This window comes from Streptomyces sp. NPDC054770 (assembly GCF_053611985.1).
The window spans coordinates 1-14,368 of sequence record NZ_JBSHBL010000097.1; the positions used below are offsets into that span (position 1 = coordinate 1).

The following is a 14,368-nucleotide window of genomic DNA, read 5'->3' on the forward strand; positions in this document are numbered from 1 at the left end:
CTGCACAGCCGCGCCCTTTCCAGCCGACGCGGCTGACTTGACTGCCGACGGCTCGAGAGCGCCCTGAAGGGGCGCGGGGAACTGCGCGATCAGCCCCGATGCGCCCGCAGCCGACGACGAATCGGCGTCCTCCCGCAACGCGTCCCGCACCTCGAAGTACCGCTCGGTGGCGGTGGCCGCCTCCTGGCTCATCGCCAGCAGGAAGCCGATCGACTCCACCGGCCACCGCAGCGCCAGTGCCGTCGACAGGAACGCCACCAGCGTGCCCGCGCTGAGGCCGCCCTCCGCGACCTGTACCGAGCCCCAGAACAGGGCCGCCCCGATCGCCACCTCCGGCAGCGTCACGATGACCGCCCAGATCATCGCCAGCATCCGCGCCTTGCGCAGCTCCGTGCCCCGCAGGGTCCGTACCAGTTCGCGGAACGCGCGTGCCTGGCTGCGGTGGCGGCCGAAGCCCTTGATGATGCGGATGCCGAGCACGCTCTCCTCGACCACCGTGGTGAGGTCGCCGACCTGGTCCTGGGCGAGCCGGGCCACGTCCGCGTACCGCTTCTCGAAGATCACGCAGGTCCAGATCACCGGGATCGTGGGGCCGAGGATGACCAGGCCCAGCGTCCAGTCCTGCGCCAGCATGATCAGCACGCCGACGAGGATCGTCACCCCGTTGACGAGGAGGAAGGTCAGCGGGAAGGCGAGGAACATCCGCAGCAGCATCAGGTCGGTGGTGGCCCGGGAGAGCAGCTGCCCGGAGGCCCAGCGGTCGTGGAAGGCGACCGGCAGGCGCTGGAGATGGCCGTACAGGTCCGCCCGCATCCCCGCCTCGACGCGCGAGAGGGGTCTGGCGACCAGCCAGCGGCGCAGGCCGAAGAGCAGTGCTTCCACGATGCCGAGCAGCAGCAGGTACAGGGCGCCGAGCCACACCCCGGCCGGGTCGCGGACGGCCACCGGGCCGTCCACCATCCACTTGAGCACGAGGGGGATCACGAGCCCCGTACAGGAGGCGACGACCGCCACGGACGCGGCGACGGACAGCCGCACCCGGACCGGCCGGACATACGGCCACAGGCGCAGCAGGCTACGGACGGCGGAGCGTTCCTTGGTGGTTGCACGTGTCGCAGGCATCAAGGGCGAGCCTACGGACCGGCACTGACAACGCCTACCGAGTTTTGGCCGGACCGGAATCGGCCGCTGGACCTACGACCTGCGCGTTCGGGGGTCGTACGGGTGGGTTCACGGCATCAGCCGATCGGTTGATGCCGGTTCGAGCGGGGCGGCCGATGTGGCGGACCCGGGCCGGACAGGACCCTCGGAGCATGCCAACCGTCATCGAAGTGACAGACCTGCGGAAGTCGTACGGCGGCCGGGCCGTCGTGGACGGGGTGAGTCTCGCCGTCGAGGAGGGCGAGATCTTCGGGATCCTCGGGCCGAACGGGGCCGGCAAGACCACCACCGTGGAGTGTGTGGAGGGACTGCGGGTGCCCGACGGCGGAAGGGTCCGGGTCACCGGGCTCGATCCGGTCGCCGAGCACGAGAAGGTCGCCCGCGTCCTCGGCGCCCAGCTCCAGCAGAGCGAACTCCAGCCCAAGCTCACCGTCCGCGAGGCCCTTGAGCTGTACGCCTCCTTCTATCCGAGCCCGCTCGACTGGGCGCCGCTCGCCGAGCGCCTCGGGCTCACCGACAAGCTCGCCACCCGGTTCGGCAAGCTGTCGGGCGGGCAGCAGCAACGCCTGTTCATCGCACTGGCGTTGATCGGGAATCCCAGGGTCGTCGTCCTCGACGAGCTGACGACCGGGCTCGACCCGCGGGCCCGACGGGACACCTGGGAGCTGATCGAGGACGTCCGGGACCGCGGGGTCACCGTCCTCCTCGTCACCCACTTCATGGAAGAGGCGCAGCGGCTCTGCGACCGGATCGCGGTGATCGACAAGGGGCGGGTGGCCGCCCTCGACACCCCCGCCGGGCTGATCCGCCGCAGTGCCGGCGCCACCGTCATCAGCTTCACCCCGTCCGCGCCCCTGGACGACCACGACCTCGCCGCCCTCCCGGCCCTCGCCTCGATCGAGCGCAAGGACGGCCGGATCACGCTCTCCGGCACGGACGAGACCGTCAACGCCGTCATCACCCTGCTCGCCCGCAACCACATCACCGCCCACCAGCTCCGGGTCGTGGACGCGACTCTCGACGACGCGTTCCTGGACCTGACGAAGGAGGAAGCAGCATGAACACCGCCGTCCTGCGCACCGAGTTCCGGCTGTTCCGCCGCGAACCGGGCGCCGTCTTCTGGGTCTTCCTGTTCCCGACCCTGCTCCTGGTGATCCTCGGCTCGATCCCCTCGTTCCGGGACGCCGACAAGTCCCTGGGCGGGCTGCGCCCGGTCGACGCCTACGTGCCCATCGCCGTACTGATCGCCCTGATCATGTCCGGGGTGCAGATCCTGCCCCAGGCGCTCACCGGCTACCGGGAGCGGGGCATCCTGCGCCGGATGCGGCTCACCCCCGTACAGCCCTCCGCGCTGCTGTCCGCGCAGATGGTGGTGCAGGGCACGGTCGCACTGGGCTCGGCGCTGCTCGCGCTCCTGGTCGGCCGGCTCGCCTTCGACGTACGACTGCCGAAGCAGCCGGGCGGGTACCTGCTGGCGCTGCTGCTCGCCGCCGCGGCCGCCCTCGCCCTCGGCTCCGTCGTCTCGGCGCTGTCCCGCACCACGAAGATCGCGGGCGCGATCGGCTCGGCGGTGTTCTTCCCGATGATGTTCTGCGCGGGTGTGTGGATCCCGGTGCGGGAGATGCCGCACGCCATGGCCCGGGTGGTGCAGCTGACCCCGTTCGGAGCGGCCGCCCGCGCGCTGGACCGGGCCGCCGCCGGACAGTGGCCCGGCTGGGAGCACCTGGGCGTGCTCGCGCTCTGGACGGTCCTGCTGACGGCGGGCGCCGCCCGGTGGTTCCGCTGGGAGTAGATGGCGGCCCGCCGTGCAGACTGAGGACATGACCGTGGAGGACAGCCAGATCGAACGGCGCTGGGAGCAACTGCACACCTGGGGGCCGTACGGATTCCTCGGCATCAGCATCGTCCTGGGGGTCGTCTCCGCCGACCCCCACACCGCCCAGGCCAAGTGGTTCACCGCATGGTCCCTGGTCGGCGCCGCGGTCGTGCTCCAACTGTGGTGGCACGCCACCCGGTTCCGCCGCCCCGGCCACGGCCGTACGCCCTCCCCGGCCGGGACGGCGTACTACGTGGTCCGCTGGGCCCTCGCCTTCGTGCTCACCTGGCTCAGCCCGTTCTTCGCGTTCTACGCGGCCACCGGCTACATGGACGCCGACGAGCTGCTGGCGCGCCGGTGGCGTCGGCTCGGGCTGCTGGCGAGCGCGGCCATCGTGGCCGGTGCGCAGACGGGCGGGATGCCGTTCACCAGCGTGCTCCAGTGGCTGCTCTTCGCCGTGCTGCTGGCCGCCAACTCCGCGCTCCAGGTGGGGATCGCCCACCTCAACGAGCAGGAGAAACAGCGGTCCCGCGAACGCACCGAGACCATCGCCGCGCTGCGCCAGGCCCTGGACGAGAACGCGGCCCTGCACGCCCAGCTCCTCCTCCAGGCCCGGGAGGCCGGGGTCGCCGACGAACGGCGCCGCCTGGCCGCCGAGATCCACGACACCATCGCCCAGGGGCTGGCCGGGATCATCGCCCAGCTCCAGGTCGTCATCAACACCCCCGATCCCCAGGTGGCCGAGGAGCACGTGGACCGCGCCCTGGCGCTGGCCCGGCACAGCCTGGGGGAGGCCCGCCGTTCCGTGCACAACCTGGCCCCGGTGGCCCTGGAGCACGACGGGCTGCCCGAGGCGTTGCGGAAGACGGTCGCCGAATGGGGCGAACGGACGGACATACGCGCCGAGTTCACCCTCACCGGCACCGCCGAGCAGCTGCACGGGGAGGTCGCGGCCACGCTCCTGCGCATCGTCCAGGAGGCCCTGTCCAACGCCGCCCGGCACGCGCGCGCTTCCCGGGTCGGCGTCACCCTCTCCTACCTGGGCGAGGAGGTCATCCTCGACATCCGCGACGACGGCACCGGCTTCGACCTGCTCGCCGTGCCCGCCCGCAGCCGGGCCGGCGGCTTCGGCCTGGACGGCATGCGGGCCCGCGCCGAACGCATCGCGGGCTCCCTGACGGTGGAGTCCGAACCGGGGCTCGGCACGGCCCTGTCGGCGCGCGTACCGTTGGTCCGCCATGACAACTGAGCCTCCGATCACGCTGCTGATCGTCGACGACCACCCCGTCGTCCGCGACGGCCTGCGCGGCATGTTCGAGTCCGCCCCCGGCTTCACGGTCCTCGGCGAGGCGCCGAACGGCGCCGAGGCCGTCACGCTCGCCGGCACCCTCGACCCCGACGTGATCCTCATGGACCTCCGCATGCCGGGCGGCGGCGGAGTCGACGCCATCCGCGAACTGACCCGGCGGGGCGCCCGCGCCCAGGTCCTGGTCCTCACCACCTACGACACCGACTCCGACACCCTCCCCGCGATCGAGGCGGGCGCGACCGGCTACCTGCTCAAGGACGCCCCGCGCGAGGAGCTCTTCACCGCCGTCCGCGCCGCCGCCCAGGGCCGTACCGTCCTCTCCCCGGCCGTCGCCTCCCGCCTGGTCTCCGCCGTCCGCGCCCCCGGCGCCCCCGGCAACGAACCGCTCTCCGCCCGCGAACGCGAGGTGCTGGCCCTGGTCGCCCGCGGCACCTCCAACCGCGAGATCGCCCGCGAACTCTTCATCAGCGAGGCCACGGTGAAGACCCACCTCACCCACCTGTACGCCAAGCTGGGCGTCAACGACCGCGCGGCAGCGGTCGCGACGGGGTACCAGCGGGGGATTCTGGGCTAGGGCTTGTCCCGTAAATGATCTTCAAGCCGACGAAGCATGCCGGCTCGGTTGACGGTTGCCGCGCCTATCCGGCGAGGTTGAGGTTGTGCGGGCGGGCGATGACGAGCATGGCGTGGTGGACGCCGTCACCCTTGAGTCGGCAGTCGCGGAGGATCTTCCAGGTCTTCATGCGGGCGAATGCGTGCTCGACGCGGGCGCGGACCTGGTTGTGCGAGCGGTTGTGTTCCTGCTTCCAGGCGGGGAGTTCTTCGCCGGGCCGGCGGCGGTGTGGCATCACCAGTCCGGTGCCGGGACAGCCGCCGTCGGCGATGGTCATGGTCTTGCCGATGGCGGCTTTGGCCCCGGATTCCTCCCATGCCTTGCAGTCGTTCCGGTTGCCCGGGAGAGGCTGGCCGACCACGACGACCATGCGGGTGTCGGCGTCGATGACGACTTGGTGGTGGGTGGAATATCCGATCGGCTGCGGACTTCGGGACGCCAAACAGCAGGGCGAGCTGGCGCATCGTCAAGTTCGTGCGCCAGTAGGCCACAACCAGCAGCACGCGGTCCTCCAGCGACAGACCCCAGGGTCGGCCCCGCCGGACAATGCCGGCTCCCTCGCACCGCAGCGCGGTCACTGTCTTGTGGAACTGGCGCGGATTCACGCCGGTGAACGGGGTTGTCCAGGACGGCTCGGACGCCGTGATCACACCAGCCATGCGGTGAGCGTCTCACCGGGGCAGCGTGCATCGACCAGGGTTTGATCACGAGGATATCGGTGGTAAGAGTGAGCGGTATGACGGACTCAGCAGATCTGGTGCTGGCGCACCGCCTGGCCGATCAGGCAGACCAGATCGCCCGGCGCTACTTCCGTGCACCCGACCTGGGCGCCGAGGACAAACGCGACGGAAGTCCGGTCACCGAAGCAGACCGCGAGATCGAACGTGCCCTGCGCGCGTCAGTCCGTAGGGAGCATCCCGGCGACGCGTTCGTCGGTGAAGAGTTCGGTGCTCATGGCCGCGGCAGCCGCCGATGGATCATCGATGCCATTGACGGCACAGCGAGTTTCATCGCAGGCGAGCCGGAATGGAGCACCCTCATCGCCCTGGAAGAACACGGCGTTGTGACGCTGGGCATGGTCTCCGCCCCTGCACTCGGGCGCCGCTGGTGGGCAGTACCAGGCACTGGGGCCTGGACGGGGCCATGCCCCTCAGATCCGTCAGCACCGCCGCACCGGCTGACGCTCACGACAGGAGGAGAGGCCAAGGATGCTGCTATCGGAATCTGGCCTCCACCGCCCCGGCTGAGCGAAACCGAACGCGCCGCTGCCGCGCGGCTGGTGGCCAGCACCGCAACCGTACTCCCCCCGCTCGACTGGTCGACGGTGGACACCACCGCACCGCCTCCCAGCAAGCCGTCCACCGGATCCGGCACCTGCCACGGAGCCCTCCTGGTCGCGACGGGAAAGGTCGACGCCTTCCTCCTGCTGGGCGCCGGCCCCTGGGACATTGCCGCAGTGATCCCCATCGTCGAGGAGGCCGGGGGCACCTTCAGCGACCTCTCCGGCCAGCGGCGAACCGACACAGGCGCAGCCCTCTTCGCCAGACCCGGCCTCCACCACCAGCTCCTGAATGCGACCGAATCCCCCAACTGACCCGCACTCCAGGGCTGTCGCCCCGTCGTATGGGTTACGGGGCAATCCTTAGGGCGGTGCTTCTCGGGCGGTCGTACAGGAATGAGGTCGGATGATTTCCCTTGCTCATTTGGCAGATCTGGCGGGGCGATTCGAGGGTGATCTCTCCTTACCCGTCGAACCGCTTCGAGTGGGGGACCGAGAAATCGATGTCGACACCACCCCCGCCATCATGGGATGCATCAACCTCTCTCAGGACTCCACCTATCGAGAGAGCGTCGCGACCTCGACCGAGTCCGCTGTCAGGAAAGGCCGCATCCTCGCGGCACAAGGCGCCGATATCGTCGACATCGGCGCCGAGTCGAGCAATCCCCGCACTGGGCAGGTCTCCGTGCAGGAACAGGTGGCCGCCCTGGTGCCGGTCGTGAAGGAGCTTGCCTCCGAAGGTGTCGCCGTATCGATCGAGACCTACGAGCCCGCCGTCGCCCGGTCGTGCCTGGACGCGGGGGCGCTCCTGATCAACTACTCCGGCGGGTTGGCATCGGACGGTGAGATGTTCCCCATGCTGGCCGACCATGAAGCGACAGTTGTCCTGTGCCATGTAGAAGGGAAGAACTCCCGGGACGTGCGCGCCAAGGGCATCGACCAAGATCCCATACCCAGGATGCTCGACTACTTCGAGAGGCGCGTGGATCACGCTCGTTCGGCCGGGGTCGATCGCATCGTCATCGACCCCGGGATCGGCTTCTCGCACGACAGACACATATCCGCTGATGCCCGAGTTCACTATCAGGGCCGTGCCCTCTTGAACACGTTCCGGCTTCGACGGATAGGTCTTCCCATCTGCCACGCCTTGCCGCATGCCTTCAGCCTCTTCGAGGACGAGTTCCGCACCGCCGAAGGGTTCTTCACGGTTTTGGCGCATCTGGGAGGGACAAGTGTCTACCGCACTCACGAAGTTCCTCGGACAAGGGCGGTACTGGCCGCTCTCCGAGCGCTCGGCCCTCAATCCTTCGCTCCCAGGGCCTGATCAGCGCGGTGCTGATTTCATGCGCCTGAGACGTTGCCTCAGTCGGCCACTCTCAGGAAGAGCACCGTCCGGCCCGGGACCGTGATCGTCGTCCCCGCCTCGTGTACCACGCCCGGCTCCGTGCCCTGGTCCTCCAGCGAGGTGTCCAGCAGTACCTCGTAGCGCTCTGCCCACGGGGGGCCCGGGAGCAGGAAGTCCGTCGGGCGGTCGCCGGCGTGCAGGACGGTCAGGAAGCTGTCGTCGAGGACGGGGGCGCCGCGTTCGTCGCGGCCCGGGATGTCCCGGCCGGAGAGGTACATGCCGAGGGTGGCGGCCGGCGCGTACCAGTCGCCCTCGGTCATCTCCGCGCCGCGGGCCGTGAACCAGGCCAGGTCGCGCAGCCCGTCCGCCGAGTGCGCGCGCCCGGAGAAGAAGGCGCGGCGGCGCAGCACCGGGTGGCGGTGGCGGAGCCGGATGAGGCGGGAGGTGAGGTCGAGGAGGGGCCGCCAGGCGGGGTCGTCGAGCAGGCTCCAGTCCAGCCAGCTGATGTCGTTGTCCTGGCAGTAGGCGTTGTTGTTGCCGCGCTGGGTGCGGCCCAGTTCGTCGCCCGCGACCAGCATCGGGACGCCCGTCGAGAGGAGGAGGGTGGTGAGGAGGTTCCGCAACTGGCGCCTGCGCAGCGCCCGTACGGCCTCGTCGTCCGTCTCGCCCTCCGCCCCGCAGTTCCAGGACCGGTTGTCGCCGGAGCCGTCCCGGTTGTCCTCGCCGTTGGCCTCGTTGTGCTTGCGCTGGTACGACACCAGGTCGCGCAGGGTGTAACCGTCGTGCGCGGTGATGAAGTTGACGGAGGCGTAGGGGCGGCGGCCGCCCCAGGCGTAGAGGTCGCTGGAGCCGGAGAGGCGGTAGCCGAGGTCGCGGACGTCCGGGAGGGCGCCGCGCCAGAAGTCGCGGACGGCGTCCCGGTAGCGGTCGTTCCACTCCGTCCACAGCGGCGGGAAGGCGCCGACCTGGTAGCCGCCCGAGCCCACGTCCCACGGCTCGGCGATCAGCTTCACCCGGCGCAGCACCGGGTCCTGGGCGATGACGGCGAGAAAGGGGGAGAGCATGTCGACGTCGTGCATCGAGCGGGCCAGCGCGGCCGCCAGGTCGAAGCGGAAGCCGTCCACGCCCATTTCCGTGACCCAGTAGCGGAGTGAGTCCGTGATCAGGCGCAGGACGTGCGGGCGGACCACGTGCAGGGTGTTGCCGCAGCCGGTGTAGTCGGCGAAGCGCCGGGCGTCGTGGTCCTGGAGCCGGTAGTAGCCCCGGTTGTCGATGCCCTTCAGGGACAGCGTCGGGCCCAGCTCGCCCGCCTCCGCGGTGTGGTTGTAGACCACGTCGAGGATGACCTCGATCCCGGCCGCGTGCAGCGCCCGCACCATCCGCTTGAACTCGCCGACCTGCTGTCCCGTCGTACCGGAGGCGGCGTAGGCCGCGTGCGGGGCGAAGTAGCCGATCGAGTTGTAGCCCCAGTAGTTCTTCAGGCCGCGCCTCAGCAGGTGGTCCTCGTGCGCGAACTGGTGGACGGGGAGCAGCTCCACGGCCGTCACGCCCAGGTTGACGAGGTGGTCCAGGGCGGCCGGGTGGGCCAGTCCGGCATAGGTGCCGCGGAGTTCCTCCGGTATCCCGGGGTGCAGTCTGGTGAAGCCGCGCACGTGCAGCTCGTAGATGACGGAGTCCGCCCACGGCGTCTTCGGGCGGTGGTCGTCGGACCAGTCGTCGTCATCGTGGACGACCACGCCCTTGGGGACGTACGGCGCCGAGTCGCGGTCGTCGCGGACGGTGTCGGCGACCTGCTGGTCCGGCCAGTCCCGGACATGCCCGTACACCTCGGGCGGCAGCGCGAACTCGCCGTCCACCGCCCGCGCGTACGGGTCCAGGAGGAGCTTCGCCGGGTTCCAGCGGGCGCCGGTCCACGGGTCCCAGCGGCCGTCGACCCGGTAGCCGTACCGCTGTCCCGGCAGCACACCGGGGACGAAGCCGTGCCAGATCTCGTGCGTGAGTTCGGTCAGCGGGATACGGGTCTCCCGCCCCTGCTCGTCGAAGAGGCACAGCCGGACCGCCTCCGCGCCGGCCGCCCACAGCGCGAAGTTGGTGCCCGCCACCCCGTCCGGGCCCACCCGGAACCGGGCGCCGAGCGGCGTGGACGCCCCCGGCCACGCCGACGGTACGGGCAGCGGCGTCCCGTTCACCGCGGGGCCGTCCACCGCCGGGCCGTCCGCCCTCGGGGCCCGCGCCCGTGCCCCCTGCTGCTCGGCTGCGCTCGTCACCTGTCGGCCCCTTATTCGTGTCACGCGGTTCGCCGACCTCCGGGGCGCACCCGGCCCGCGCCCGAGCAGCCGACGGCGCCCGGACTCCCGGTCCCGGGCACGGTCGGCGGCTCGCTACGGACGCGCCCGCGACGACTCTCCCGCGGGCACGGCGGCTCCCCAGCTCGTCGTCCTTCCCTCTGTTCTGCCCAGTGCCGGCGTCGCACTCACGTTTCCCAGGGGCATGCCCGCTCGTTGAGCCGCACGTGAGGCATGCACAAGGGCGCGCACGGCGCGCGGGGGCCGCATTGGCGGCGGTACTGACATGGGCGGGACTGCTCGCGGGAGCCGCCGGCTGCTCCTCGGACGACACGAGCGGGCTCGGCCTCGACCACGTCCTCGGCGCCAAACCCCGGGCCCCCGAGGACGTCATCCGCATCTCCCCGGACGACGGCACCAAGGCCGTACGGCCCGACGGACGGCTGGCGGTACGGGTGCCGGGCGGCCGTCTGGAGTCCGTCAGCGTCGTGAAATCCCAGGACGCCCAGGACTCCCCGGTCCCCGGGCACATCGCCGCGGACGGCAGGACCTGGCGGCCCGACGACCCGAAACTCGCGCTCGCCGCCAAGTACACCGTGGACGCGGTCGCCCTGGACGGCGACGGCCACCGCTCGGCCCGCCACACCACGTTCACCACCCTCGTCCCCGACGAACGCTTCATCGGGTACGTCACCCCGGAGAACCGGGCCACCGTCGGCACCGGCATGATCGTCTCCCTCGCCTTCAGCCGCGACATCGAGGACCGCGCCGCCGTCGAACGCGCGATCGAGGTCACCGCCAAGCCCGCGGTCGAGATCCGCCCGCACTGGTTCGGCAAGAACCGCCTCGACTTCCGCCCCGAGCGCTACTGGCAGCCCGGCACGGTCGTCACCGTCGGCCTGGGTCTCCGCGATGTCGAGGGCGCCCGCGGTGTCTACGGCCTCCAGCACAAGACGTTCACCTTCACCGTCGGCCGCAGCCAGGTCTCCCTGGTCGACGCGGCCGCCCACACCATGGAGGTGCGCCGGGACGGCGACCTGCTCGCCACCGTGCCGATCACCGCGGGGGCGCCCGAGCACACCACCTACAACGGGAAGATGGTGGTGATGGAGATGCACGACGTGACCCGCATGAACAGCCGCACGGTCGGCTTCGGCGGCGAGTACGACATCCCCGACGTCCCGCACGCCCTCAAACTCACCGACTCCGGCACCTTCCTGCACGGCAACTACTGGGCGCCGGACGCCCCCGGACACGTCAACGTCAGCCACGGCTGCGTGGGTCTGCGCGACGTGAAGGGCGGCAGTTCGGACACGCCCGCGGGCTGGTTCTACGACCGCAGCCTGATCGGGGACGTGATCGAAGTCGTCAACAGCAAGGACAAAACGGTCTCTCCCGACAACGGCCTCGGAGGGTGGAACATGGGGTGGAAGGAGTGGAAGGCGGGCAGCGCGGCCAAGTAACCAGGTGGGAGCAGGTCGGTGAGGGGCGGGAAGTTGCGACGCAACGGTGACATTCGCCCAACACCAACCTCAAAACCCTGCGGTTACTATGCGCCAGATGCGCGCGCCTGACGCGCCGGGGTGGGCCTGACCTGGCCCTGGGAGGGGAGAACGACTTGAACGAGCGGCCGATATCGGGGGCGTCGGTTCGGGGGACGCGACGGAAGCAGGGGATGGCGGTCGTCGCCGGCGTCCTGCTCATGGCCGTCACCGCCTGCGGTGGCGGCTCCTCCTCCGACAAGGGGGCGGACCAGGGCAAGGCCAAGGACTCCACCACCCAGGCGAGCAAGCAGTCCGTGGCCACCGTCAGCATCAGCCCCAAGTCCGGTGCGACCGGCGTGGACACCAGCGGTGCGCTGAAGGTCACCGCGGCCAAGGGCAAGCTGACCGACGTCGAGGTGAAGGACGCCAAGGGCAAGGAGATAGCCGGGGCGATCGCGGCGGGCGGCGCCAGCTGGACGCCCTCGACGCACCTCGCCAGCTCCACGAAGTACACGGTGCACGCGGTCGCGAAGGATGCCGACGGCCGTGAGTCGGCGGAGGACTCCAGCTTCACGACGCTGACGCCGAAGAACACGTTCGTCGGCTACTTCACCCCGGAGGACGGTTCCACGGTCGGTGTCGGCATGCCGTTCTCCGTCCACTTCACCCGGGGCATCACCGACCCGGCCGCGGTCGAGAAGGCGATCACGATCAAGACCGAGCCGGCGGTCGACGTCGAGGGCCACTGGTTCGGCAACGACCGCCTCGACTTCCGCCCCGAGAACTACTGGAAGTCCGGCACGAAGGTCTCCGTCTCCCTGAACCTCGACGGCGTCGAGGGCCGTGACGGGGTGTACGGCAAGCAGGCCAAGACCGTGAAGTTCACGATCGGCCGCAACCAGGTGTCGATCGTCGACGCCAAGAAGCACACGATGAAGATCATGCAGGACGGCAAGGTCGTGAAGACCCTCGCGGTCACGACCGGCAAGCCGGGCTACGACACGTGGAACGGCCAGATGGTCATCAGCGAGAAGCTGCGCGTGACGCGTATGAACGGCGAGACGGTCGGCTACGGCGGCGAGTACGACATCAAGGACGTGCCGGACGCGATGCGGCTGACCACGTCGGGGACGTTCATCCACGGCAACTACTGGGGCGGCGACGCGTTCGGCAACTACAACGCGAGCCACGGGTGCGTGGGGCTTCGCGACATCCGGGGCGGCGGTGACCGTGCGCTGCCCGCTGCCTGGTTCTTCGATCACTCGATCATCGGGGACGTGGTGACGGTGAAGCACTCCAACGACCGGACGGTTTCGCCTGACAACGGGCTCAACGGGTGGAACATGTCTTGGAAGGAATGGACTGCGTAGTTGGTTGTCTGCGGGCGCGTGGGGGCTGGTCGCGCCCACGCGGCGGAGCCGCATATCGATACAGTCCAGCGCCCCTGAAGGGGCGCTGATGAACCGGCGTTAACCTGCTCGGTATGACTGTGACCCTCGAAGTCGCCGAAGGTGTGGGGACGCTCCGTCTCGACCGTCCCCCCATGAATGCCCTGGACGTCGCCACCCAGGACCGGATCAAGGAGCTGGCGGGAGAGGCCACCCGTCGCGAAGACGTTCGTGCCGTCGTCATCTACGGCGGCGAGAAGGTCTTCGCGGCGGGAGCCGACATCAAGGAAATGCAGCACATGGACCACGCCGCCATGGTTCTGCGCTCCCGCGACCTCCAGGACTCCTTCTCCGCCGTCGGCCGGATTCCCAAGCCGGTCGTCGCCGCCGTCACCGGCTATGCGCTCGGCGGCGGTTGCGAGCTCGCCCTCTGCGCGGACTACCGCATCGCCGCCGACAACGCCAAGCTCGGGCAGCCCGAGATCCTGCTCGGGCTGATCCCGGGCGCCGGCGGCACCCAGCGGCTGCCCCGGCTGGTCGGTCCGTCCAAGGCCAAGGACCTGATCTTCACGGGCCGTATGGTCAAGGCGGACGAGGCGCTCGCGATCGGCCTCGTCGACCGGGTCGTCCCCGCCGCCGACGTGTACACCGAGGCGCACGCCTGGGCGGCGAAGCTGGCGCAGGGGCCGGCGATCGCGCTGCGGGCCGCCAAGGAGGCGATCGACACCGGCGTCGAGACCGACCTGGAGACCGGGCTCGCCGTCGAACGGAACTGGTTCGCCGGGCTGTTCGCCACCGAGGACCGGGAGCGCGGCATGCGGAGTTTCGTCGAGGAAGGGCCTGGCAAGGCCAAGTTCCTGTGATCTTCGCCCTGCTGTGAATGTGCCGAACCGCTTGCAATTGACGCGGTGTCTGATTCCGGGTCCCCCGATGGGGCGGATTATGGGAGCCTTAAGGCAGCCCTAAGTCCGCCTTGTCGAGGGGGTCTGGCGATTGCCCGGAGATGGGACGTCTGCGCAGGTCGGACCCGCTGTCGAAGCTTCCTGGATGCCGACGGCATATGCCGATAGCCCGGTATCGGGCGGAAGCTTCCCGGGGGCGTATTCCTCGGGAACGGCCCCGGAGGGCGCCGTGGGCGGCCATGATGGGGGCATGGCGGGGCTGGAGGGCATCGAACAGCCGCGGGGACACAGCCGTGCGGCCGCGGCACGGTGGTCGCCTGCGGTCGAGGACGAGCGGGCGCTCAAGGCGATCGAACTGTTCGGCAACCCGACGGACGCGGAGGTTCCGCTGCCGTCCCGCCCCGAGTCCGCGGCGACCGCCCGCCGGCTCGCCCAGGTCGTCGTCCTCCGCCAGTGGCGGCTCAGCCCCAAGATGACGGAGGACGCGGTCTTACTCGTCTCCGAACTGGTGGGCAACGCCGTACGGCACACCGGCGCCCGGGTGTTCGGCCTGCGGATGCGCCGCCGCCCCGGCTGGATCCGGATCGAGGTCCGCGACCCGTCGCGCGGCCTCCCCTGTCTGATGCCGGTTCAGGAGACGGACATCAGCGGCCGCGGCCTGTTCCTGGTGGACAAGCTGTCGGACCGATGGGGTGTCGATCTGCTGCCGAGAGGTAAGACCACGTGGTTCGAGATGCGGGTCGCTGACCGCGCCCCGTAGGGGCGCGGGGAACTGTGCGATCAACC

The 14,368-nt window shown here is 70.2% G+C and carries 12 protein-coding genes and 1 pseudogene; 10 read left to right on the plus strand and 3 right to left on the minus strand.

Annotated features, from left to right (window positions below; translation table 11 throughout):
• Window positions 1-1,122: ABC transporter transmembrane domain-containing protein (locus ACWGKQ_RS45325; RefSeq protein ID WP_453297927.1), on the minus strand; the 1,122-nt coding region annotated here is incomplete at its 3' end.
• A gap of 191 nt (window positions 1,123-1,313) precedes the next feature.
• Here ACWGKQ_RS45325 and ACWGKQ_RS45330 point away from each other — a divergent pair.
• Genes ACWGKQ_RS45330 through ACWGKQ_RS45345 form a run of 4 tightly spaced genes read left to right on the plus strand, consistent with a single transcriptional unit; the run spans window position 1,314 to window position 4,860 of the window.
• Window positions 1,314-2,222 (plus strand): ATP-binding cassette domain-containing protein, encoded by a 909-nt coding sequence (locus ACWGKQ_RS45330; RefSeq protein ID WP_453297928.1) that lies wholly within the window; start codon window positions 1,314-1,316, stop codon window positions 2,220-2,222.
• Window positions 2,219-2,953 (plus strand): ABC transporter permease, encoded by a 735-nt coding sequence (locus ACWGKQ_RS45335; protein WP_453297929.1) that lies wholly within the window; start codon window positions 2,219-2,221, stop codon window positions 2,951-2,953. Before ACWGKQ_RS45330 ends, ACWGKQ_RS45335 begins: the two co-directional genes overlap by 4 nt.
• Before the next feature lie 28 nt (window positions 2,954-2,981).
• Entirely contained in the window at window positions 2,982-4,226 is a 1,245-nt protein-coding gene (locus ACWGKQ_RS45340) for a sensor histidine kinase (protein WP_453297930.1), read from the plus strand.
• Entirely contained in the window at window positions 4,216-4,860 is a 645-nt protein-coding gene (locus ACWGKQ_RS45345; protein ID WP_453297931.1) for a response regulator, read from the plus strand. The genes ACWGKQ_RS45340 and ACWGKQ_RS45345 overlap by 11 nt, the downstream gene beginning before the upstream one ends.
• 64 nt (window positions 4,861-4,924) lie before the next feature.
• Here the strand turns inward: ACWGKQ_RS45345 and ACWGKQ_RS45350 are convergent.
• Window positions 4,925-5,558, minus strand: a pseudogene (locus ACWGKQ_RS45350) (transposase family protein).
• 77 nt (window positions 5,559-5,635) lie between these two features.
• Here ACWGKQ_RS45350 and ACWGKQ_RS45355 point away from each other — a divergent pair.
• Complete coding sequence (locus ACWGKQ_RS45355; protein ID WP_453297932.1) at window positions 5,636-6,493, plus strand: inositol monophosphatase family protein; 858 nt, start codon at window positions 5,636-5,638, stop codon at window positions 6,491-6,493.
• A gap of 91 nt (window positions 6,494-6,584) precedes the next feature.
• Window positions 6,585-7,502, plus strand: coding sequence for a dihydropteroate synthase (locus tag ACWGKQ_RS45360; protein ID WP_453297933.1), 918 nt, complete (start codon window positions 6,585-6,587; stop codon window positions 7,500-7,502).
• A gap of 38 nt (window positions 7,503-7,540) precedes the next feature.
• Here the strand turns inward: ACWGKQ_RS45360 and glgX are convergent, their stop codons facing one another.
• Window positions 7,541-9,727, minus strand: a complete 2,187-nt coding sequence (glgX, locus tag ACWGKQ_RS45365; protein ID WP_453297961.1) for a glycogen debranching protein GlgX — start codon at window positions 9,725-9,727, stop codon at window positions 7,541-7,543.
• Between the two features lie 308 nt (window positions 9,728-10,035).
• Between glgX and ACWGKQ_RS45370 the strand changes: the two genes are divergently transcribed.
• The 4 genes from ACWGKQ_RS45370 to ACWGKQ_RS45385 all read left to right on the plus strand — a co-directional run bounded on the left by ACWGKQ_RS45370 (window position 10,036) and on the right by ACWGKQ_RS45385 (window position 14,342).
• Window positions 10,036-11,271, plus strand: a complete 1,236-nt coding sequence (locus ACWGKQ_RS45370) for an Ig-like domain-containing protein (protein ID WP_453297934.1) — start codon at window positions 10,036-10,038, stop codon at window positions 11,269-11,271.
• 212 nt (window positions 11,272-11,483) lie between these two features.
• Window positions 11,484-12,662 (plus strand): L,D-transpeptidase, encoded by a 1,179-nt coding sequence (locus ACWGKQ_RS45375; protein ID WP_453297935.1) that lies wholly within the window; start codon window positions 11,484-11,486, stop codon window positions 12,660-12,662.
• 113 nt (window positions 12,663-12,775) lie between these two features.
• A complete protein-coding gene (locus ACWGKQ_RS45380) occupies window positions 12,776-13,543 on the plus strand; it encodes an enoyl-CoA hydratase/isomerase family protein (protein ID WP_453297936.1) in 768 nt (255 codons plus the stop codon).
• A gap of 289 nt (window positions 13,544-13,832) precedes the next feature.
• Window positions 13,833-14,342 carry an ATP-binding protein gene (locus tag ACWGKQ_RS45385; protein ID WP_453297937.1) on the plus strand — a complete coding sequence of 170 codons (510 nt, stop codon included), beginning with the start codon at window positions 13,833-13,835 and terminating at the stop codon, window positions 14,340-14,342.
• Window positions 14,343-14,368: the final 26 nt, after the last annotated feature.

What these genes read in the sequence shown, in the direction of transcription:
- ACWGKQ_RS45340 (WP_453297930.1), top strand. Translation starts at nt 2,982, where the DNA reads ATGACCGTGGAGGACAGCCAGATCGAACGGCGCTGGGAGCAACTGCAC.
- ACWGKQ_RS45345 (WP_453297931.1), top strand. Translation starts at nt 4,216, where the DNA reads ATGACAACTGAGCCTCCGATCACGCTGCTGATCGTCGACGACCACCCC.
- ACWGKQ_RS45385 (WP_453297937.1), top strand. Translation starts at nt 13,833, where the DNA reads ATGGCGGGGCTGGAGGGCATCGAACAGCCGCGGGGACACAGCCGTGCG.
- ACWGKQ_RS45375 (WP_453297935.1), top strand. Translation starts at nt 11,484, where the DNA reads ATGGCGGTCGTCGCCGGCGTCCTGCTCATGGCCGTCACCGCCTGCGGT.
- ACWGKQ_RS45355 (WP_453297932.1), top strand. Translation starts at nt 5,636, where the DNA reads ATGACGGACTCAGCAGATCTGGTGCTGGCGCACCGCCTGGCCGATCAG.
- ACWGKQ_RS45335 (WP_453297929.1), top strand. Translation starts at nt 2,219, where the DNA reads ATGAACACCGCCGTCCTGCGCACCGAGTTCCGGCTGTTCCGCCGCGAA.
- ACWGKQ_RS45360 (WP_453297933.1), top strand. Translation starts at nt 6,585, where the DNA reads ATGATTTCCCTTGCTCATTTGGCAGATCTGGCGGGGCGATTCGAGGGT.
- ACWGKQ_RS45330 (WP_453297928.1), top strand. Translation starts at nt 1,314, where the DNA reads ATGCCAACCGTCATCGAAGTGACAGACCTGCGGAAGTCGTACGGCGGC.
- ACWGKQ_RS45380 (WP_453297936.1), top strand. Translation starts at nt 12,776, where the DNA reads ATGACTGTGACCCTCGAAGTCGCCGAAGGTGTGGGGACGCTCCGTCTC.